The organism is Paenibacillus mendelii, from assembly GCF_024498075.1.
Lineage (GTDB): Bacteria > Bacillota > Bacilli > Paenibacillales > Paenibacillaceae > Paenibacillus_Z > Paenibacillus_Z mendelii.
The window spans coordinates 450,407-471,363 of the sequence record NZ_JANHOF010000005.1; the positions used below are offsets into that span (position 1 = coordinate 450,407).

The window sequence follows — 20,957 nt, forward strand, 5'->3', positions numbered from 1 at the left end:
AGGAATCGTTACCTATCGTCACGAATGAATAACGAGCAGAGGGCTTGTTGAAGGGGGTAACGCGGGTGACGGAAGAAGAATGGCTCCAAACCATCGAAACGCTTTGCGAGAGCAAAGTGGAGGAATTTAAGCTGGTCGGGTACGAGCATGTAACCGCGAAGGAAGTTTGGGAATGTGTGAGCTCTAAATACGCAAAAACAGGCGAACCCGCCATGCATGAGGTGGTAAACGATATTCTATCGCTGAAAGTAATGAAGTTTATGAATTTCATGACGATCAGCGCGTATCGGGGAACCCATTTTTGACATATGGGCTCTTTTTTTTGACTCGAATTTTGTACCCAAGTATAATAGCAATATTGAGATCAGATCATAAGGGGGATAAAGCACGTTATGAACGGGAAGAGATTATTAGCCTTCCTTGCGATCGTAGTCATCATGTTCGGTGCTATCGCATGGACAAGCCCTTCACTTGTGAAGGACATCCGCTTAGGATTGGATCTGAAGGGCGGCTTCGAGGTGCTGTACGAAGCGTCGCCTATTGAAGGCGGCGAGAAGGTAACGCCGGCCTCGCTGAAGGAAACGGCCAAGAGCCTGGAAGCCCGGGCCGACAAGTTTGGTATCGCCGAGCCGGAGATCACGACTGAGGGCAGCAACCGCATTCGTCTCAAGCTTGCTGGCGTAACCAACGAGGACGAAGTCCGCGCGATGCTTAAGAAACCGATCAATCTGACATTCCGTGCGCCGGATGGCACAATCGAGCTTCAAGGTAACGATTTTGAGCAGAATGGGGCCAAGGTCGAGTTCGATCAGCTAGGCAAGCCTATGGTTACCATTAAGCTCAAGAATGCCAAGAAGTTCGAAGACGTGACCACGCGTTTGACAGGGAAAACCCTGGGTATCTATTTGGACGAGGAAATGCTCTCCAACCCATCGGTTAATTATCCAATCCCCGGCGGCAGCGCGCAAATTAGCGGTGACTACACGATGGAAGAAGCGACCAAGCTGAGCGACACCATCAATCTTGGCGCGCTTCCGCTCAAGCTGACGGAGAAATATACACAAAGCGTAGGCGCTACGCTGGGACAGGAATCGCTTCAAAAGACAGTGGAAGCGGGAGTTATCGGCACAGTTATCATTCTGATCTTCCTGGTTATTCTATTCCGTATTCCGGGTGTCGTTGCGGGAATCACAGTCATCACGTATACATGGCTGCTCGTCGTCGTGTTTAACCTACTGAATGCGACGCTGACGCTTCCGGGGATTGCGGCGTTCGTGCTCGGGATCGGGATGGCCGTCGACGCGAATATTATTATGTATGAACGGATCAAGGAAGAAATACGAAGCGGCAAGAGCTTGCTCTCTTCACTCAAGACAGGCTCCAAGAACTCGTTCCGTACGATTATGGATGCGAACATAACGAACATTATTTCGAGCGTTGTTCTCTATTATATCGGGAACGGAGCCGTTCGCGGATTTGCTCTGACGATGATATTCAGTATTCTGGTCAGTATTCTGACGAACGTCTTCCTATCGCGCCTTCTGATCTATTTGCTCATCCAGAGCAAGCTGTTCACCAAACCAAGCTATTACGGCGTGAAGGAGGAAGAAATCCGTGCACTTTAATGCGAAGGTACATTTCGATTTCATTAAACACAGGAAGAAGTTCTATACATTCTCGATCGCATTGACGGTGATCGGAATCTTATCGCTTCTGTTCTTTAGCTTGAACTTTGGTGTTGATTTCAAAGCCGGTACCAGTATGGATCTGGCAATAGGCAAACCAATCACACAAGCAGAAGCCGTAGAAGTGCTGAAGCAAGCCGGCTATGAAGAAATGACGCCTACCATTGGCGGTGCTCGCAATGAGCGGGTAACCGCACGGTTCGATGAAGTGTTGGGTCAAGACGAAATCAAAAAAATCCAAGATGCCTTTAAGGCTAAATTCGGCGATCAGGTCGATGCCGAGGTCAACGTCGTGTCTCCGGATATGGCCCAAGAGCTGGGATACAAAACCATCTATGCCGTTATTATCGCAAGCGTAGCCATCATGCTTTATGTCACGATCCGTTTCGAGTGGCGTTTCGCGCTTGCGGCGAATATCGCGATCCTATACGATGCATTCGTTGTCGTTGCGCTGTTCTCGATCTTCCGGCTTGAGGTGGATCTGCCGTTCATCGCAGCCGTATTGACGACGATTGGATACTCGATCAACGATAAAATCGTTATTTTTGACCGGATTCGGGAAAATCTCCGGTTTGGTAAATTTAAAAACAAAGAACAGCTGGCGGATATGGTTAACAATAGTATCTGGCAGACGATGGCACGTAATATCTATACGGTTCTAGCTGTTCTTGTTGTCGCCATATGCTTGTTTATATTCGGCAGCGAGTCCATTAAGCTGTTTGCCCTGGCCAAGATCATCGGACTGACAAGCGGCGCGTATTCTTCGATCTGTATTGCCAGCCCGCTGTGGCTCAAGTTAAAAGGTGATCCGAAGCCTAAAGCAGCAAAAACTCCGGCATCACTGTAGGCTGATGTCAATGGATCAAACATGGTTCTATGCGGTTTCCGCTTTTACTTGGAAGCAGCAGCGAGATGTTCTGGCGGAAAACTTGAAGGAGGATTTCTGAATGTCTGCGAATGATCGATATGCGAAAGCGGAAGCAGCCGCATGGATGGGTCTTCTAGGCAATGTCGGGATCGCGGCGATAAAAGGCGGCGTTGGATTGCTAGGGAGCAAAGCTCTTCTGGCAGACGCGTGCCGGTCAGCCTCCGATGCGGCATCCTCGTTCGTTTCATTGACGAGTTTGCGTCGATGCCGTCAATTCGGAGCTCCTGACGCTCCGGTTCCGGCCGTGCGCGGAAGGACGGAAGGCGCCTCGGGTGTCATTGCTTCGATTCTGCTCATGATTATAGGACTGGAGATCGGCATTTCGGCAATGAAGTCGATTGCAGACGGGGTGGAGGAAGGGCCAGGCTGGCCTGCAGTCGCCACGGTAATTATTGCTTTCCTTATTAAAGAATTCATATTTCCCGTCAAGGAACGCCGTTCCGATCTATATGCCTCATTGGCGGCATTCGTTGGAACGGGGACCGCGGCGTTGGGCAGCCCGTTAGATCTGCCAGTGCTGTATTATTTCGATCCGGCGGCCTCCATGATCATTGTTGTTATCATCTTCACGAACGGATATCGCATTGCGACGGCATCGGTCCTTAAGAGCCGATACTTTGAGGAAGAGCCGGCAGATATTAATGAGTTCAAAGCGGCCGTGCAGCGGATCGAAGGCGTTGTCACAGTGGAAGAACTGCGCGCGCGCGAGCATGGCCATTATGTTGTTGCGGATGTGGTAATCAGTGTCAACCCGCGGATTACCGTTCTGGAAGGCAATGAAATCGCCAAACGGGTAAGGTATTTTCTTATGAGACGGTTTGGTCATGTAACGGACGTCACGGTGCATGTTGAACCTTATGATCCTGGATATCCATACAAATCGAATCACGATCCGAATCAGGAGCAAATGCCGACGCTGCTGCAATAGCAGCGGCGGCGTTTGTTTTTTGAAGAAAGGGGGAGATGCTGTTCTGATTCATGCCAAAACACAATGGATCGTAGCATCGCTCGATCCGGAGGGCGAGCAGCAAGCAGCGGTATTAGCGAAGAAATTGAAGCTGCCGCTGCTGGTTGCCAAGCTGCTCATTCAGCGGGGGTTCGATCAGGCGGATACCGCGGAAGCTTTTTTGTACGGCGGAATAGAAGGACTTCATGATCCATTCCGTTTGAAAGGAATGAAGGAAGCCGTCGACCGCATTAATCAAGCGAGGGAACGCGGGGAACGGGTCCGGATTTATGGCGATTATGATGCCGATGGGGTGTCCTCAACAACGTTAATGACTTGTCTGTTCCGAAGACTGGAAATGGACTTCGATCATTACATTCCTCACCGTACGCTTGAGGGCTATGGTTTGAATGAGCGGGCGATCGACTTAGCTTCTGAGGCAGGCGTACAGCTTATCGTGACAGTGGATACTGGAATTAGCGCTGTTGCTCAGATCGCCTATGCGCAGTCTGTCGGGATTGACGTCATCGTCACAGACCACCACGAGCCGCCGGCTGTTCTGCCGGAGGCGCTTGCGCTCATCAATCCGAAGCAGCACGATTGCGGCTACCCGTTCAAGGGATTGGCAGGCGTCGGTGTCGCCTTCAAGCTGGCACAGGCTATACTCGGCGAGCCTCCGCTGGAATGGACGGACATCGTTGCGCTTGGAACAATTGCCGATTTGATGCCGCTGCAGGATGAGAATCGGATACTTGTTCAATTTGGACTGAAGCAGCTGCGTCAAACGGATAAGTACGGTTTTCGGGCGCTCGCTGACGTAGCGGGCATTGACCTCCAGTCCATAACGTCGACGAATATTGCGTTTGGCATGGCACCGCGGATCAATGCGGCAGGACGTCTTGACCATGCTGACGGTGCTGTTCGCTTATTGACGGCAAGCAGCGAGGATTCAGCTATTGCTGCCGCCATCACCTTAGACACGCTAAATCGCGAACGTCAGCAGGTTGTGGAGTCGATTGTGCAGCAGGCCGAGTCGTTATGGATGGACAAGTGCGAGGAAGCTGCCCGTGCGGGACGCCCGGAACCGTCCGTCATCGTATTGGCGGGGGAAGACTGGAATGCAGGCGTTGTCGGTATTGTGGCATCCAAGTTTATTGAGAAGCTGTACAAGCCTGCGCTTATACTCGGTATAGATCCGGAGACGGGAATGTGTAAAGGCTCCGCCCGATCGATCGAAGGCTATGATTTGTATGCTGCTCTAACCGAATGCCACGACTTATTGGACCATTACGGTGGACATCAGGCCGCGGCAGGAATGAGCATTCACCGGGACAATCTGGCGGCGTTCGAGCAGCGGCTTGGGCAGCTGGCGGATAAGTGGCTTCAGCCGGAGGATTGGATTCCGAAGACGACCGTCGATCTCGCATGCGGGATCGAGGATGCCTCACTGAAAGTCATTGAACAATTATCGCTGCTGGAACCGTTCGGAGCAGGCAATCCCGCCCCGAAGCTGCTGCTTCGCGATACGGTCGTTGCCGATCGCCGTGTGATAGGCAAAGAAGGCAAACACTTAAAGCTGTCGCTCAGCGCGCAAGGGAAGCTCCTTGATGCAATCGGTTTCGGCTATGGCTCGTTATCAAGCCGGTTCAATGATGGGACAGCCATAGAGCTTGTCGGCGAGCTGTCCTTGAACGAATGGAACGGTCAGCGTAAGGCGCAGTTTATGATTCAGGATATTCGTGTGGAGCATGTGCAGCTGATTGACCGCCGCAGTGATGCCTCGTCTCTTCAAAGCTTGCGCAAGCTCATGGCAGAGGACTCACTCGATACGGCTGTTATCGTTGTGCCTGACGACGCTTGGCGAGAAGCAGTTCGCCATGATTCCTCGATTTCGAGCAAGCTGCCGATCTATACGTACGGCGAGTTCGAGCAAGCGGGTGAAAAGGAATGCAAAGCGCTGCTGCTGCTCGGTAGACCTCCATCCGCGGTAAAGCTTAGTGCTGTCATTCAATGCTGCATCGCAATCGAGAGGATATATGCGGTATATAATCAGGCTGCATCGCCGGATAGTCAAATGAAGTCCGGCTCATCAGGCAAGGGCAAGGATAGATCGCGGCCTGTTGAGACCGCATGGACAGCGGACTTTCCCGGAAGAGAACAATTTGCGCAATTGTATCAGACGCTGCGCCGGGTTTGTCCTCTGGCAGAATCGGGATGTGAAGAGCGGTTGGCGACGATGATGGGCTGGCCGGCGGATACGATCGCGTTTATGCTAAAGGTATTTCACGAGCTGGAATTTACGACGGTTGAGGGAGACCGGATTAGCCTGGTCGTCTCGCCTATAAAGCGGGAACTTACCCATTCTGCTACATACCGGAATGGATTGCGTACTGCGGAAGCGGAACAAATTCTGTTCGGGGATTTCACATTATTCGTTGAATGGATTAGGAAGCAACAACAATTATCTAGATCTCAAGTAGAAGAAGGAGCTGCCGTTTCATGAATTTCAAAGACTATATCCGGGTGATTCCGGACTTTCCACAACCAGGTATTCGTTTCAAGGATATTACAACGCTTATTAATAATGGCGAGGTTTACCGGGCGGCGATTGAGGCCATCAGCCGCGAGGTTGCGGATAAGAAAATCGATCTTATTGCTGGTCCGGAAGCACGCGGCTTTATCATCGGCGCACCGCTTGCCGTAACGCTAGGGGTCGGATTCGTACCCATCCGCAAGAGCGGCAAGCTGCCCGGAGAAGTCGTCGAAGCCAGCTATGCACTGGAATACGGCAAGGATAAATTGGCGGTGCACAAGGATGCCATCAAGCCCGGTCAGCGGATACTGATTGCTGATGATTTGCTCGCAACAGGCGGGACGATCGCAACTACGATTGATCTGATCCGCCAGCTTGGTGGAGAAGTCGTAGGATCGGCTTTCCTGATCGAGCTCGGGTACTTGGACGGTCGCAGCAAACTGGAAGGGATCGACATCTTCTCGCTAATCACTTATTAGGATGTTATGGATTCACAAAGCGGCAAGTATTGGCAGTAAAGCCGATGCTTGCCGCTTTTTTGCGCCTGGAGACGAAGAGCTTGGTTAATTAGTTCCTTAAAGATGCAGTATGCTGGAGTTGGCTGGCAGGAATAGTTGACGTCACGCTATCCAAGGAGGCATAATAGTAGAAATAGCAGTCGGAAAGGGACGTTTCATGGGCATTGAGCAGTTACTCGAAAAGTCATCAACCTACCTGAAGGAACAAGACATCAGTCTCATCAAAGAAGCCTACGCGTTTGCGGATCAGGCCCACCATGGACAAGTCCGCAAGTCGGGCGAGCCTTATATTCTGCATCCGGTTGCGGTTGCCGAAATACTCGTCAATATGCAGATGGATGTGTTGTCAATTATTGCGGCTCTTCTGCATGACGTCGTAGAGGATACGACAGTTCCGCTTGTCGAGGTCCGCTCACGTTTCGGAGAGACGGTTGCTATGCTGGTGGACGGACTGACTAAGCTTGAGAAGATCCAGTTCCGCTCCAAGGAAGAGCAGCAGAACGAAAATTATCGCAAAATGTTCGTCGCCATGGCGCAGGACATTCGTGTCATTCTCATCAAGCTGGCTGACAGACTGCACAATATGCGTACGTTGAAATATCAATCAGAAGAAGCCCAGCGCAGAATTGCTTATGAAACGCTGGAAATCTTTTGTCCCATCGCACACCGGCTGGGGATATCTGCTATCAAATGGGAAATGGAAGATATCGCAATTCGATATCTGAACCCGCAGCAGTACTACCGGATCGCGAACCTGATGAAGAAGAAGCGCGCCGAGCGCGAACAATATATTAAAGATGTCATCAAGAGAATTACAGAGAAGCTGGAAGAGATGGGGATCGAGGGCGATATTTCCGGTCGGCCGAAGCATATCTACAGCATTTACAAAAAGATGACCGCCAGGAATAAACAATTTAACGAGATCTACGATCTATTGGCCATTCGGATCATTGTTGACAATATTAAAGACTGCTATGCTACACTTGGTATCATCCATACGTTATGGAAGCCGATGCCGGGAAGGTTCAAAGATTATATCGCGATGCCGAAGGCCAATATGTATCAATCCCTTCATACGACGGTCATCGGGCCGACTGGTGAACCGACTGAGGTGCAAATCCGGACGTGGGACATGCACCGCACGAGCGAGTTCGGGATCGCTGCTCACTGGGCTTACAAGGAAGGCTCTGTAATACCGGGCGACAATTTTGAAGATAAGATGACGCTGTTCCGCGAGATTATCGAGCTGCAGCACGAGGCTCGCGATGCTTCGGAATTTGTAGAATCGCTTAAGATGGATTTCTTCTCCGATCTTGTATTTGTGTTCTCGCCTAAGGGGGAAGTGTTCGAGCTGCCCGCCGGCTCGGTACCGCTCGATTTTGCTTACCGCGTCCATACGGAGGTGGGCAACCGGACAATTGGCGCCAAGGTGAATGGCCGTATCGTTCCGCTTGACCATAAGCTGAAGACCGGCGATATTGTAGAGATCTTGACCTCTAAGCACTCGTATGGTCCGAGTCAGGATTGGATTAAAGTTGCCCAATCTTCACATGCCCGCAGCAAAATCAAACAGTGGTTCAAAAAAGAGAAGCGCGAGGAGAACGTAGCCAAAGGCCGCGAAGCTCTGGAGCGTGAAGTGAAACGTATTGGTTTAGAGCCAGCCGTGTGGCTCGTTGATGATAAATTGCAGGAAGCGGCTACCAAATTCACATTTAATGATATTGAGGATATGCTGTCAGCGATCGGATTCGGTGGAATTACAGCGGCCCAAATCGTGAACAAGATGACCGAGAAGATGCGCAGAGAGGCTGAAGAGGCCAACCAGATCGAACTGACCAAAGAAATGAAAGAGGTCAAGGCTGCGCCCGCCCATCGCAAGACTAGACCTTCGCATGGGGTAACGGTCAAGGGTGTGGACAACCTTCTGGTTCGCTTCGCCCGCTGCTGCAACCCAGTACCCGGAGATGAGATTATCGGGTATATTACACGCGGCAGGGGAGTCTCGGTGCATCGGTTGGATTGCCAGAACATCCCTACAGCTGACGAAGGGGATGAAGCAGCACGTGTCATAGAGGTGGATTGGGAGGAATCGGTTGAGGCGAATTACAGCGTCGACATCGAGATTACCGGTCACAATCGCGACAACCTGCTTCATGAAGTCCTTCAAGCGGTATCGGAGAGCAAGACGAATATTTCTGCCGTATCCGGCCGTTCGGATAAAAATAAATTAGCAACCATCCATATGACGATTCTGATCCGGAATATCGATCATCTGCAATCTGTCGTGGAGAAAGTTAAACGTGTTCGGGATGTATATACCGTACAACGAATTATGCAATAGCGTTTGAACGTAAGGAGTGTTTGGGGGAAATGAAAGTCGTTGTTCAACGCAGCAAAGCCGCCTCAGTCACGGTAAGCGGTGAGAATGTCGGTGCGATCGAGCAGGGGCTTGTGCTGTTAGTCGGGATCACCCATGAGGATACAGAGGCAGACGTCAGGTGGATGGCGGATAAGGTCGCGGGTCTGCGCATTTTCGAAGATGAGAATGGGAAGATGAACTTGTCCGTCTTGGAAATCGGCGGCGAAATATTGTCAGTATCCCAATTCACGTTATACGGGGACTGCCGCAAAGGAAGAAGACCTAATTTCATGGCTGCGGCCAGACCAGAACAAGCGGAAGTATTGTATGAAGCATTCAATGAAGCCCTACGGAAGACCGGTCTTCGCGTTGCGACCGGTCGTTTCGGTGCAATGATGGACGTACAGCTCGTCAATTGGGGACCGGTTACACTGATCATCGACAGCAAAATGTCTTAGGCTCTTCTTGTCTTGTTCGCAAGAAGCAGCTTTTTTTCTGCTCGAGGGAGTTAGATGGTCGAATGCAGGCAACACTAAGCCATATTGCAAAATAGAGCCGCTGCACGAATAGCGGTATATGGTGGAAGGAGCCCTGCAAATGCATCAATCACGCAAGGAGCAAGGACTGGAACGGTCGTCAAGACAGCTGATTCAATCGGACAGACGCGAAGCCATGATTTTCGCGGAGATGGAAGCCAGCATAGAGGCCTCATCCGAACTTGGGGTAAGCGGTTTGTCCATCCGGCGGGAAAAGCCCGGAAGCCGATAGTCTGCAAGCAGCGTGTCCGCATCCCGTATGCGCTGCCGGGTGCCTGTAAAACAAGTGGATTGCATAAATCGATCAGGCGGAAAACGCTTTATTTTTTGTAATCATAATGTAACGTGTTTTCAATCTTGCTTTAACATGGTTCGCCTATACTAATAGACGACCCCCTTTTTTGAATATATATATAATTTGGACCTACAACATTGTTTGTAGGTTTTTTTCTGCCCCTTGACAGGCAACATTCCCATGGATAAAATGATTGTTATATTGTGTCGATCCAGAGATGGGACCGCTTCGCTCAATTACACCTACTCAGAGAGGGATTCCAAGGCTGCAAGAATCCTTAGCGTGCTTGAACGAACAGACTTCCCGGAGGACAGCCTGCGAATGGAACGGATGCGAGGGTAACATGCACCGTACCTAGTAGTTGGTCTGCGTAGTCGGGCGTTAACCGAATGAAGCGAATCCTTAAGCACGCGATCTTTCATGCGTCGTTCATCGGTTCGGAATGTGGGTGGTACCACGGTAGCTACGTCAAACGCGCAGCTCTCGTCCCTTTTTGCCTAAGTATAGGCGAGGGGCGGGAGCTTTTTTGATGGCCCAAATCGGTCTTAGAAAAGCAAGAAGCTCTGTGCGGACATAATGACAAAGCGATGTTTAAGGAGGGGTTAGAATGGGCTTTCAGAAGCCGCCGGGCACGCAGGATTTCCTGCCGAATTCGGTAGAGAGATGGCAGTTTGTCGAGAGCAAGGCAAGAGACATATGCCGGCGTTTTAATTTCCGGGAAATCCGGACGCCTATTTTTGAAGCAACCGAGCTGTATCAGCGCGGTGTGGGCGAGACGACGGACATTGTTGAGAAAGAAATGTACACGTTCACGGACAGAGGGGACCGCAGCATCACGCTTCGTCCGGAAGGAACCGCCGGAGTCGTTCGCGCATTCGTGGAGAACAAGCTATATGGCGAGCCTGATCTGACGAAATTGTATTATATCGGCCCCATGTTTCGTTATGAGCGTCAGCAAGCAGGCCGTTACCGTCAATTTCATCAGTTCGGCGTTGAAGCACTCGGCTCCGTCGATCCAGCGCTGGATGCGGAGGTTATCGCTTTGGGCTACACCTTCTATACGGAGGTTGGACTAAAAGGGGTACGGGTTGAAATCAATTCGGTCGGGACCCCCGCTGTCCGCGCTGCATTCCGTGAGCGGCTGCTGGCCTTCCTGGCGCCTAAACGCGAGCTATTATGCAAGGACTGTCAATCCCGCATGGAACGCAATCCGCTGCGGGTGCTTGATTGCAAAGTGGATCAGAAGCATTTTGAAGGCGCGCCTTCGATATTGGACAGCTTAGACGAAGAGTGCCAGACTCATTTCGATGCGCTTAAACAGCACCTGACAGGGATGAATATCCCTTATTCGATCAATCCGCGCCTTGTCCGCGGACTCGACTATTACACGCACACCGCGTTCGAGTACAAAGCAGAGGGAATTGGTGCGATCGATACCGTCGGCGGCGGCGGACGTTATAACGGTCTTGTTGCCGATATCGGCGGTCCGGATCAGCCGGGCGTCGGTCTTGGCCTCGGTCTGGAGCGGACGGTCATGCTGCTTGAAAGCCAGGAGACCGAGCTGCCTGATCTCCATGTCCTCGATGTGTACCTGGTGGCGCTTGGCGAAGCTGCCGAGCAGGAGGTATCGAAGCTGCTTCAAGCCTTAAGGATTCAAGGGCTCTCTGCAGAACGGGATTATCAGGGGCGGAAGATGAAGGCGCAAATGAAGTCAGCCGACCGATTGAAAGCCAGATATACGGCCATTCTCGGCGAGGATGAGCTTGCCCGCGGTGAAATCGCTTTGAAAGAAATGGCATCAGGCGAACAGCGCGTTGTCCGCCTTGACCAACTCGCTGCTGAAGTCCAGCAATAAACGCCAGACCAATAATGAATTCAAGAGGAGTCGAAATGCACATGATGTTAAAAACGCATGCTTGCGGCCAGCTATCTAAGAAGGATGTCGGCCAAACCGTTACATTGAACGGGTGGGTTCAACGCCGCCGTGACCTTGGCGGAGTTTTGTTTATCGATTTGCGCGACCGTACCGGAATCGTCCAAATTGTCTTTAACCCTGATTTCTCCGGAGATGCTTTGGCGATCGCCGATCGCGCGCGTAATGAATACGTCTTGGCCGTCCGCGGACAAGTAGTGGAACGCGATGCTGAGACCGTTAACGCGAACATTGCTACAGGCGAAATCGAAGTGCGCATCACCGAAATTGAAATCATGAATGCGGCGAAAACACCGCCATTCCCAATCGAAGACGGCGTCGAGGTCGACGAGTCCATCCGATTGAAATACCGTTATCTTGACCTGCGTCGTCCGGAAATGCAGAAGACGCTGCTGCTTCGCTCGAAGGCGGCCAAAGTATTCCGCGATTACCTGGATGAAGAAGGTTTCATCGATGTAGAAACGCCGATTCTGACCAAGAGCACACCGGAAGGCGCGCGCGATTACTTGGTGCCAAGCCGTGTTCACCCAGGTGAATTTTTCGCATTGCCGCAGTCTCCCCAAATCTTCAAACAGCTGTTGATGGTAAGCGGCTTGGAGCGCTACTACCAAATCGCCCGCTGCTTCCGCGACGAGGATCTTAGATCCGACCGTCAACCGGAGTTCACGCAGGTGGACATCGAGACCTCCTTCCTCTCCCAAGATCAGCTGCTCGGGCTGATGGAAGGGCTTGTCGTCAAGCTGTTCCGTGAAACGGTAGGCGTGGAGATCGAAACGCCGCTGCAGCGCATTACGTATGCCGACGCGATGAACAAATACGGCTCAGACAAACCGGATCTGCGCTTTGGGCTGGAGATGGAAGACATTACGGATATCGTCTCGAGCAGCGATGTGAAGGTATTCGCTTCCGTTGCAGCAGGTGGCGGCGTGGTGAAGGCGCTCAATGCTAAGGGCTGCGCAAATTGGAGCCGTAAAGAGCTGGATGACCTGCAGCCATTCGCAGCGCGTTATGGCGGCAAAGGTCTGGCTTGGGTAACGGTGAAGGAAGGCGAATGGCGCGGACCGATCGTCAAATTCTTCAAGCCGGAAGAAATCGAAGCACTGACTGCACGTCTGGGCGTCGAGGAAGGCGACCTTCTGCTGTTCTCCGCAGACAAGAAGAAAGTCGTTGCCGATGTACTGGGCAACCTGCGCTTGATGATCGGCAAGCACCTTGGCCTGATTGACGAGTCCAAATTCAAGTTTGCATGGGTGGTCGACTTCCCTCTGCTCGGCTGGGATGAAGACGCGAAGCGTTATGTAGCGGAACACCATCCGTTCACGCGTCCGAATGAGGACGATGTCCATTTCTTCGAGACGGATCCAGGACAGATCCGCGCGCAAGCCTACGACCTCGTACTGAACGGATACGAAGTGGGCGGCGGTTCTATGCGTATTTACAAGCGCGAAGTTCAAGAGCAAATGTTCAAAGCGCTCGGCTTCTCGCCTGAAGAAGCACAAGAGAAGTTCGGCTTCCTGCTGGATGCCTTCGAATACGGAACTCCACCGCATGGCGGAATCGCATTCGGCTTTGACCGCCTGGTGATGCTGTTGGCCGGCCGTACGAACCTGCGTGAGACGATTGCTTTCCCGAAAACCGCGAGTGCGACGGATCTGCTCTGCGACGCGCCTTCCGAGGTCGATTTGTCCCAGCTGCAGCAGCTGCATATCCGCACGCTGCCTAAGCCTGTCAAGCAAGCTGAAGCGACAGCTGCAGCAGCCAACACGCAAAACTAATGGGTTAACCAAGCAGGCGCGTTCTAAGCAAGTTATACTTGTGAGAGCGCGTCTTCCCCTTGATGTTAAGTAAAACCATCACTACCGCAAAGAGGAGGCGTCTTTCCCTATGCTGCATCAATTTTCCCGTACGGAGCTGGCGATCGGTCCTGAAGGTCTAGAGCGGATGAAACGAAGCACCGTCGCGGTGCTCGGAATCGGCGGCGTCGGCTCTATCGCGGCCGAGGCGCTCGCTCGAACAGGCGTCGGCCGAATCATTCTGATTGATAAAGATGTTGTTGATATTACCAATGTGAATCGGCAAATTCATGCGCTCACCACCACTGTAGGGCAGCCGAAGGCCGATCTGATGCGTGACCGCATCAAGCTAATCAATCCCGATTGTGACGCGATATCGCTTCGCATGTTCTACACCGAAGAAACCTATGAGAAGCTGTTCGAGTACCCGCTTGATTATGTCGTGGACGCATCGGACACGATTATGTATAAGATCCATCTCATCAAGCAATGCTTGGAGCGTAAAATCCCGATCATCTCGAGCATGGGCGCAGCGAATAAGATGGACCCGACCCGATTCCAAGTCGCAGATATTTCTAAAACATCGATGGACCCGATTGCTCGCGTCGTTCGTCAGAAGCTGCGCAAGGAAGGGATCAAGAAAGGGGTCAAGGTCGTCTTCTCGACTGAAGAGCCTCAGAAGCCCCGAGAGGACGTCACGCAGCGTATCGTACCCGACAATGCGCCAGAGATCCGTAAAGCCAAGCAGCCTCCTGCAAGCAATGCATTCGTGCCGCCAGTCGCAGGCCTTATTATGGTAAGCGTCGTCGTCAAGGATTTGCTCGAAGAGGTGCAAGCGCAATAACCGGGATGAAAATACGTATAAGGCTAGTGATCGAACAACCCTTTTTGTAAAAGGAACTGAGCCCAGATACTTTTACTGGTTAGTTGTTGAAAAACCGTTGAACAATGCAGCGATAGCCTGCATATCAACGGTTTTTTGTTGCATTGAATATTGTCCGTTTGAACAAATGTTGCCTTTGACAAACTTTTTTGTGGGTGTACAATGAAAGAAAACGACGAAGATTCGTGATACTAGTTGTGCAAGCCCACATCGAGGTGATTCCATAATGAAGAACGAAGAAACAGCTGCACATCAAGAAGGCTGGAGTCAGACTCGCATCGCGCCTTCTCTTCCAGAAGCTTACCGGTCGATGAAGATCCCGACGAACGGTTCCTGGATTCGTAAATTCCTCGCCTTTGCCGGTCCGGGGTATCTGGTTGCGGTGGGTTACATGGATCCTGGCAACTGGGCAACGGATCTGGCCGGCGGCTCCATGTTCGGCTATTCGCTGCTATCCGTCATTCTGCTCTCCAATCTGATGGCGATTCTGCTGCAGGCGCTCTCCGGTAAGCTCGGTATCGTAACCGGGCGCGACTTGGCGCAAGCTTGCCGCGATCACTATAGCAGACCTGTGGCGATGACACTATGGGTCCTTTGTGAGCTTGCTATTGCGGCTTGCGATCTGGCTGAAGTCATCGGTACGGCAATCGCCTTGAATTTATTGTTCGGCATTCCGCTAATCTATGGCGTTATTATTACCGTCGTCGATGTTCTGCTCATCCTGCTGCTTCAGAACAAGGGCTTCCGATATATCGAAGCGCTTGTGATCTCCTTAATCGTGACGATAGGCATCTGTTTTGTCATTGTGATTATATGGTCGAATCCTAATTTCGGCGATGTCGCCGCAGGCTTCGTTCCGCGCACGGAAATCATTACGAATCCGGCCATGCTCTATATCGCCATCGGTATTCTCGGTGCGACCGTCATGCCGCATAATTTATATTTGCACTCCTCCATCGTACAAACCCGCCGATTCGACCAGACTGCGCCTGGTAAGCGTCAAGCGATTAAGTATACGACGTGGGATTCTACGATCGCTCTGTTCTTCGCCTTATTTATCAACGCGGCGATACTAGTTATATCCGCTGCCGTCTTTCATACGCGGGGCTATAATGAAGTGGCTGAAATCGGCGATGCCTTTCACCTGCTTTCGCCATTGCTGGGTACGACGCTTGCGAGCATCCTGTTCGGCGTAGCATTGCTGGCCTCCGGACAAAACTCCACCTTAACCGGTACGTTGGCGGGTCAAATCGTGATGGAAGGCTTTCTGAACATTCGTCTGCCCGCGTGGTTCAGACGGCTAATCACCCGGTTAATTGCAATCATTCCCACCGTGATCGTCACGGCTTTATACGGGGAAAGCGGAACGGCTCAGCTGCTCATACTGAGCCAGGTCATTCTGTCTCTGCAGCTGTCCTTTGCGGTCATCCCGCTCGTGAAATTCACCAGCGATAAGCAGAAAATGGGCGAGTTCGTCAATCCCCCTTGGATGAAAATGCTAGCTTGGACAGTGGCTGTCGTCATAGCGGGATTAAACATCTATCTGCTGTATCAAACCTTTACCGGCTTATAACGCTCAACGGAACACCCCTTTATCCGCGTTGGATAAAGGGGTGTTTTACTGGCGAACGTCTGTGCCTATATGGTATGATGACAGTAATCAACAGCTGATTTCCAATTGAAATTTAAAAGGTAGTGTGGATATAGATGGATCTTTTTTCATATCAAGACGAAACGAACCAACCTCGAGCCAAGCTGCTGGCGGATCGGATGAGGCCGGAGACCATTCAAGAATACATTGGCCAATCGCATATCGTTGGGCCGGGGAAGCTGCTGCGCAGAGCTATCGAAGCGGATCAAGTATCCTCGATTCTGTTATACGGCCCCCCTGGTTGCGGTAAAACCACTCTTGCCCACATCATATCCAAGCAGACGCAGGGCGAATTCGTCAAGCTCAATGCAGTGGACGCAACGGTGAAGGATGTGCGCGAGGTGATCGATCAGGCCCGGGTCAATAAATCGATGTACGGGCGGAAGACCATTCTGTTCCTCGATGAGGTCCACCGATTCAACAGCTCCCGTCAGGATGCTCTGCTGCCCGCAGTTGAACAGGGAACGATCGTATTCATCGGGGCAACGACAGAGAATCCGTTTCATTACGTTAATGGAGCGTTGTTATCGCGTTCAACCTTGTTCGAGCTGCATGCGTTGACGCGCGAGGATGCTCTCGAAGCGATGAGAAGAGCGATTTCGAACAAGGGCCGGGGACTGGGCTTCATGGACCTCAAGGTTGATGACGCAGCTCTGGAGCACATAGCCAATATGGCTGGCGGGGATATCCGGCGCGCATTGAATGCTATTGAGCTGGCTGCCGTAACGACGCCGTCCGAGCCTGATGGCTCCGTGCATGTGACGCTTGAAGTGGCGGAGGAATCGATCCGCAAGCCGACGATCCGAGCGGATGAATCGACGCAATATGATGTGTTGTCCGCTTTCCACAAGAGTGTCAGGGGTTCCAGCGATGCAGCATTATTCTGGTTTCTGTATGCGGTTGAAAGCTTGGGAATGGACCCGATGACATTCATCCGGCGCTTGATCGTCGCATGCAGCGAAGACATTGGGCTGGCCAACCCGCAGGCTATGGTGCAAGCCGTAACCGCGATGGATGCTTATCATAAGATCGGCTGGCCGGAAGCCAAATACAATATTTCGCAAGCGATTCTGTTCGCGGTCGAGAGCCCCAAATCCAACGCGACTGCAGTAGCGATCGGCAATGTCATGGATACGATCAGCAAGGTGGGGGCGGCAGAAGTTCCTCTGCATCTTCGTGATACCCATTACAGCGGAGCGGAGCGTCTGGGGCATGTGGGGTATCAATATCCGCATAATTTCCCTGGCCATTATGTGAAGCAGACTTACTTGCCTGAAAGACTGGAGAAGAAAACGTTCTATCATGCGACAGAGCAGGGAATGGAAGAAAAAATAAAACTGAACCAAACGCGCCGTAATGGGAAATAACAGCCTCCTTATGCTCTAAACAAGAGCACGAGCCAGCAAAAGGCGCATAAAGGCCGACCTTGCCGGAATAAACATTAAATATAACCGGAAAACGGCGATCCTGCTGTTAAACCGAAGTTTGACGAGGACGACCTGATTCGACTACTCTTATATTATAAAGTTTCTTTATAATTTTCTTATCCAGAGGAGGTGCACCTGTCACCGAACTGGTCGTTATGGACGGCGTTTGGTTGGCAGGGAATCGTTGTTAAGTGACCCGTTACCCATAATCTTGAATGGATTATTGATTTTGGTACTCGTTTTTTTGAACGGTTTTTTCGTTGCCGCCGAGTTTGCCATGGTGAAAGTCAGAAGCAGTCGAATTGATACACTTGCATTGGAAGGGAACCGCCGCGCGCGTTTTGCCTCTAATGTGACCAACCATCTGGACGCTTATTTATCCGCGTGCCAGCTGGGAATCACACTCGCATCTCTCGGTCTCGGTTGGATTGGTGAACCAGCGATCGCAAGCGTGATCGAGCCACTGCTATTAAAGCTGAGTTTCAGCCCAACCGTGATTCATACGATCGCATTCATTATCGCGTTTTCCATCATTACCCTGCTGCACATCGTACTGGGGGAATTGGCTCCGAAAACGATCGCGATTCGTAAATCGGAATCGGTTACATTATGGACGGCTATACCGCTCATCATGTTCCACAAAATCATGTATCCGTTCATCTGGTTTCTGAACGGCACCGCCAACAGGATGTTGAACTTAATAGGCGTTGAACCGGCTGCCGAGCATGATTCGGCACATACGGAAGAAGAAATCCGTATTTTAATGAAAGAAAGCCATAAATCGGGGCTGATCGACAATACGGAATTGACTTTGGTCGACAATATCTTTGACTTTACGGAGACGAATGCCCGCGAGATCATGATTCCCCGTACAGAGATGAATTGTTTATACGCGAATCTTTCCTTCGAAGAGAATCAGGCAATCGCGCTCAAGGAAATGCATACCCGTTATCCAATCTGCGATGGGGATAAGGATAATATTATCGGCTTCGTTCATATCAAGGATATGATGAAGGTAACCGAAACGCAGGGCGTCAAGGATATCCGGGCGATGACCAGACCGATGACGACGGTACCGGAGTCGATGCAAATTAGTACGCTGCTCAAGCTTATGCAGAAGAAGAAGACTCAAATCGCCATATTGATCGATGAGTATGGCGGCACTTCAGGACTTGTGACGTTGGAAGATATCATGGAAGAGATCGTCGGCGAAATTCAAGATGAATTCGACGAAGAGCGTCCTGATGTTGAACAGAGAGATGAAGCTACTCACTCCGTGAACGGCATGATGCTCATTGAAGAGGTGAACAGCTACTTCGGGCTTGAGATTGAAACTGATGATTACGATACGATCGGTGGATGGTTGTATTCACAAATCGAAATTCCGCCATCGCAGAATCAACGCATATCACATCCAGATGGCTTTGAGTTTATCATTGAGGAGACGGACCATCTCCGGATCTCCCGCATATTAATTCGTAAACTTGATCCACAACAAATAGAGCCCGAGCCGGAGCTTCATGCGGAGACAGGGTAGATGGTATAGAAGAGAAAGAGAAACAAGCACACCGCTGCGGTGTGCTTGTTTTTTAGGTTGGAGCCAGTAAAGAGAAAGAAAAACACGCCCTCAACCCGTATGGCTGAAAGCGTGTTGGTCATTGCTTTAGTTAGATGAACTGCACATCATCGATGGTTCCGCCACCCAAGCATTCCTCTTCTGCATAGAAGACGACGGCTTGACCATGTGTGATGGCTTTCTGATGGTTATCAAAGACGACATCGACCGTTTCTCCGTCTTCACGAAACGTGATGGTTACACCTTGATCGGGTTGACGGTAGCGGAATTTGGCTGTGCAGCGCAGCGATCCCCGCGGCTTATCAGGTGAAATCCAATTGACGCCTGTGGCGGTCAATCCTTTGGAATAGAGGCTCGGATGCTGATCACCCTGAACAACATACAGCACATTCTCCTTCAAATCCTTGGTTGCGACGAACCAGGGCTCGCCTGTCCCCGAACCGCCAATGCCAAGTCCTTGACGCTGGCCGAGCGTGTAGTACATCAGCCCGTCATGCCGCCCCTTCGTCTCGCCGGTAGCGATATCGATCATAGGTCCAGGCTGGGCAGGCAAGTAACCACTGAGGAATGTTTTGAAATTCCGTTCTCCGATGAAGCAAACGCCGGTGCTGTCCTTCTTCTTCGCGGTCGCCAGACCGGCTTCATCCGCGATCCTGCGCACTTCCGGTTTGGGCAGATGCCCAATCGGAAACATCGCTTTACTAAGCTGATCCTGATTCAGCGCGTGAAGGAAGTAGGTTTGATCCTTATTGCTGTCGATGCCGCGGAGCAGCTTCGTCGAACCGTCCGCCATTCGCTCAACACGGGCGTAATGTCCGGTAGCGAGGTAATTAGCCCCCAGATCCAGCGCTTTCTTGAGGAAATCCCCAAATTTGATCTCACGGTTGCACATGACGTCCGGATTCGGCGTTCTCCCCCGGCGGTATTCATCGAGGAAATAAGCGAACACCTTATCATAGTAGGCTTGTTCGAAATTAACCGTATAGTAGGGGATGCCGATTTGATCGCAGACGCGGCGAACATCTTCTGCGTCATCTTCCGCCGTACAGCGGCCGAATTCATCGGTGTCGTCCCAGTTTTTCATGAATATGCCGATCACGTCGTAGCCCTGCTGCTTCAATAAAAGAGCAGTTACGGAGGAATCGACGCCGCCGGACATGCCGACGACGATACGGGTTGAAGCGTTTGTCGTGCCCATTAGCTAATACACCACCTTGTTTCATAACGGTATAGCAATATCGCAGACCGTAATTCTGGCCGGAGAGCTTGCAAATCCGCAAGTTTCTTTATTGTAGCACAGATAGAACAACTTTTTCATGAAGATGTCAAGCTTTTTTAACCAAACACTGCTTGAATATGTTAACATGTATGTGATATGGGAATACCATGATTAATGAGTTGATTGCCTGAGGGCATAACTTCAACCTTGTTATAATCAATGTATGCTTTTCAGAGAAGAGGTGCTGTAGTTGAAGATATCGACCAAAGGCCGATATGGTTTAACAATTATGATGGAGCTGTCCACCAAGTTCGGCGAAGGTCCGACTTCGCTCAAGAGCATTGCCGAACGTAATGGATTATCGGAGCATTATTTGGAGCAATTGATCGCACCGCTGCGCAATACAGGGCTGGTTAAGAGTGTTCGCGGCGCTTATGGCGGTTATATTCTATCACGCGAGCCTGAGACGATTACAGCGGGAGACGTCATCCGCATCCTGGAAGGACCGATTTCGCCGGTTGATTTTACGGAAGAAGACGATCCTGCCAAACGTGATTTGTGGCTGCGTATTCGGGATAGCATCGCACAGGTATTGGACTCCACGACGCTTGCAGATCTTATTTCGTTTAAGGATGAGGGAAAACCCGATTCCTACATGTTTTACATTTAACGGGC

17 protein-coding genes are annotated in these 20,957 nt (G+C 51.2%); 16 read left to right on the forward strand and 1 reads right to left on the reverse strand.

Going from position 1 to position 20,957, the window contains the following annotated elements; all coding sequences use genetic code 11:
• Positions 1 to 65: 65 nt before the first annotated feature.
• From NNL21_RS19430 to NNL21_RS19500, 15 genes are all read left to right on the forward strand, one after another.
• Positions 66 to 305: a post-transcriptional regulator gene (locus NNL21_RS19430; RefSeq protein WP_204818858.1), complete on the forward strand. Its 240-nt coding sequence runs from the start codon at positions 66 to 68 to the stop codon at positions 303 to 305.
• An 87-nt stretch (positions 306 to 392) separates the two neighbouring features.
• Entirely contained in the window at positions 393 to 1,625 is a 1,233-nt protein-coding gene (secD, locus tag NNL21_RS19435; protein WP_204818859.1) for a protein translocase subunit SecD, read from the forward strand.
• On the forward strand, positions 1,615 to 2,532 hold the full coding sequence (gene secF, locus NNL21_RS19440; protein ID WP_204818860.1) for a protein translocase subunit SecF: 918 nt from the start codon (positions 1,615 to 1,617) through the stop codon (positions 2,530 to 2,532). Before secD ends, secF begins: the two co-directional genes overlap by 11 nt.
• A 100-nt stretch (positions 2,533 to 2,632) precedes the next feature.
• Positions 2,633 to 3,541: a cation diffusion facilitator family transporter gene (locus tag NNL21_RS19445; RefSeq protein WP_204818861.1), complete on the forward strand. Its 909-nt coding sequence runs from the start codon at positions 2,633 to 2,635 to the stop codon at positions 3,539 to 3,541.
• Between the two features lie 19 nt (positions 3,542 to 3,560).
• A complete protein-coding gene (gene recJ / locus NNL21_RS19450) occupies positions 3,561 to 6,062 on the forward strand; it encodes a single-stranded-DNA-specific exonuclease RecJ (RefSeq protein ID WP_256555338.1) in 2,502 nt (833 codons plus the stop codon).
• Positions 6,059 to 6,571: an adenine phosphoribosyltransferase gene (locus tag NNL21_RS19455; protein WP_204818862.1), complete on the forward strand. Its 513-nt coding sequence runs from the start codon at positions 6,059 to 6,061 to the stop codon at positions 6,569 to 6,571. The genes recJ and NNL21_RS19455 overlap by 4 nt, the downstream gene beginning before the upstream one ends.
• Before the next feature lie 196 nt (positions 6,572 to 6,767).
• Entirely contained in the window at positions 6,768 to 8,951 is a 2,184-nt protein-coding gene (locus NNL21_RS19460; protein WP_204818863.1) for a RelA/SpoT family protein, read from the forward strand.
• Between the two features lie 29 nt (positions 8,952 to 8,980).
• Positions 8,981 to 9,427, forward strand: coding sequence for a D-aminoacyl-tRNA deacylase (gene dtd / locus NNL21_RS19465; protein WP_204818864.1), 447 nt, complete (start codon positions 8,981 to 8,983; stop codon positions 9,425 to 9,427).
• A gap of 139 nt (positions 9,428 to 9,566) precedes the next feature.
• Positions 9,567 to 9,737, forward strand: a complete 171-nt coding sequence (locus NNL21_RS19470) for a hypothetical protein (RefSeq protein ID WP_204818865.1) — start codon at positions 9,567 to 9,569, stop codon at positions 9,735 to 9,737.
• Positions 9,738 to 10,407: 670 nt separating this feature from the next.
• Positions 10,408 to 11,655, forward strand: coding sequence for a histidine--tRNA ligase (gene hisS, locus NNL21_RS19475; protein WP_204818866.1), 1,248 nt, complete (start codon positions 10,408 to 10,410; stop codon positions 11,653 to 11,655).
• Between the two features lie 41 nt (positions 11,656 to 11,696).
• Entirely contained in the window at positions 11,697 to 13,508 is a 1,812-nt protein-coding gene (gene aspS / locus NNL21_RS19480; protein WP_204818867.1) for an aspartate--tRNA ligase, read from the forward strand.
• 109 nt (positions 13,509 to 13,617) lie between these two features.
• Positions 13,618 to 14,370 carry a tRNA threonylcarbamoyladenosine dehydratase gene (locus tag NNL21_RS19485; protein WP_204818868.1) on the forward strand — a complete coding sequence of 251 codons (753 nt, stop codon included), beginning with the start codon at positions 13,618 to 13,620 and terminating at the stop codon, positions 14,368 to 14,370.
• A 265-nt stretch (positions 14,371 to 14,635) separates the two neighbouring features.
• Positions 14,636 to 15,982, forward strand: coding sequence for an Nramp family divalent metal transporter (locus NNL21_RS19490; protein WP_204818869.1), 1,347 nt, complete (start codon positions 14,636 to 14,638; stop codon positions 15,980 to 15,982).
• Positions 15,983 to 16,116: 134 nt separating this feature from the next.
• Complete coding sequence (locus tag NNL21_RS19495; RefSeq protein WP_204818870.1) at positions 16,117 to 17,427, forward strand: replication-associated recombination protein A; 1,311 nt, start codon at positions 16,117 to 16,119, stop codon at positions 17,425 to 17,427.
• 244 nt (positions 17,428 to 17,671) lie between these two features.
• Entirely contained in the window at positions 17,672 to 19,024 is a 1,353-nt protein-coding gene (locus NNL21_RS19500) for a hemolysin family protein (RefSeq protein ID WP_204818871.1), read from the forward strand.
• A gap of 130 nt (positions 19,025 to 19,154) precedes the next feature.
• Here NNL21_RS19500 and mnmA read toward each other — a convergent pair whose 3' ends face one another.
• Positions 19,155 to 20,261: a tRNA 2-thiouridine(34) synthase MnmA gene (gene mnmA / locus NNL21_RS19505; RefSeq protein WP_204818872.1), complete on the reverse strand. Its 1,107-nt coding sequence runs from the start codon at positions 20,259 to 20,261 to the stop codon at positions 19,155 to 19,157.
• 271 nt (positions 20,262 to 20,532) lie between these two features.
• On the opposite strand from mnmA, the gene cymR reads away from it, so the two are divergent.
• Positions 20,533 to 20,952 (forward strand): cysteine metabolism transcriptional regulator CymR, encoded by a 420-nt coding sequence (gene cymR / locus NNL21_RS19510; protein ID WP_204818873.1) that lies wholly within the window; start codon positions 20,533 to 20,535, stop codon positions 20,950 to 20,952.
• Positions 20,953 to 20,957: the final 5 nt, after the last annotated feature.

What these genes read in the sequence shown, in the direction of transcription:
- NNL21_RS19460 (WP_204818863.1), top strand. Translation starts at nt 6,768, where the DNA reads ATGGGCATTGAGCAGTTACTCGAAAAGTCATCAACCTACCTGAAGGAA.
- NNL21_RS19490 (WP_204818869.1), top strand. Translation starts at nt 14,636, where the DNA reads ATGAAGAACGAAGAAACAGCTGCACATCAAGAAGGCTGGAGTCAGACT.
- NNL21_RS19470 (WP_204818865.1), top strand. Translation starts at nt 9,567, where the DNA reads ATGCATCAATCACGCAAGGAGCAAGGACTGGAACGGTCGTCAAGACAG.
- NNL21_RS19455 (WP_204818862.1), top strand. Translation starts at nt 6,059, where the DNA reads ATGAATTTCAAAGACTATATCCGGGTGATTCCGGACTTTCCACAACCA.
- dtd (WP_204818864.1), top strand. Translation starts at nt 8,981, where the DNA reads ATGAAAGTCGTTGTTCAACGCAGCAAAGCCGCCTCAGTCACGGTAAGC.
- hisS (WP_204818866.1), top strand. Translation starts at nt 10,408, where the DNA reads ATGGGCTTTCAGAAGCCGCCGGGCACGCAGGATTTCCTGCCGAATTCG.
- NNL21_RS19485 (WP_204818868.1), top strand. Translation starts at nt 13,618, where the DNA reads ATGCTGCATCAATTTTCCCGTACGGAGCTGGCGATCGGTCCTGAAGGT.
- mnmA (WP_204818872.1), bottom strand. Translation starts at nt 20,261, where the DNA reads ATGGGCACGACAAACGCTTCAACCCGTATCGTCGTCGGCATGTCCGGC.
- NNL21_RS19445 (WP_204818861.1), top strand. Translation starts at nt 2,633, where the DNA reads ATGTCTGCGAATGATCGATATGCGAAAGCGGAAGCAGCCGCATGGATG.
- secD (WP_204818859.1), top strand. Translation starts at nt 393, where the DNA reads ATGAACGGGAAGAGATTATTAGCCTTCCTTGCGATCGTAGTCATCATG.
- aspS (WP_204818867.1), top strand. Translation starts at nt 11,697, where the DNA reads ATGATGTTAAAAACGCATGCTTGCGGCCAGCTATCTAAGAAGGATGTC.
- NNL21_RS19495 (WP_204818870.1), top strand. Translation starts at nt 16,117, where the DNA reads ATGGATCTTTTTTCATATCAAGACGAAACGAACCAACCTCGAGCCAAG.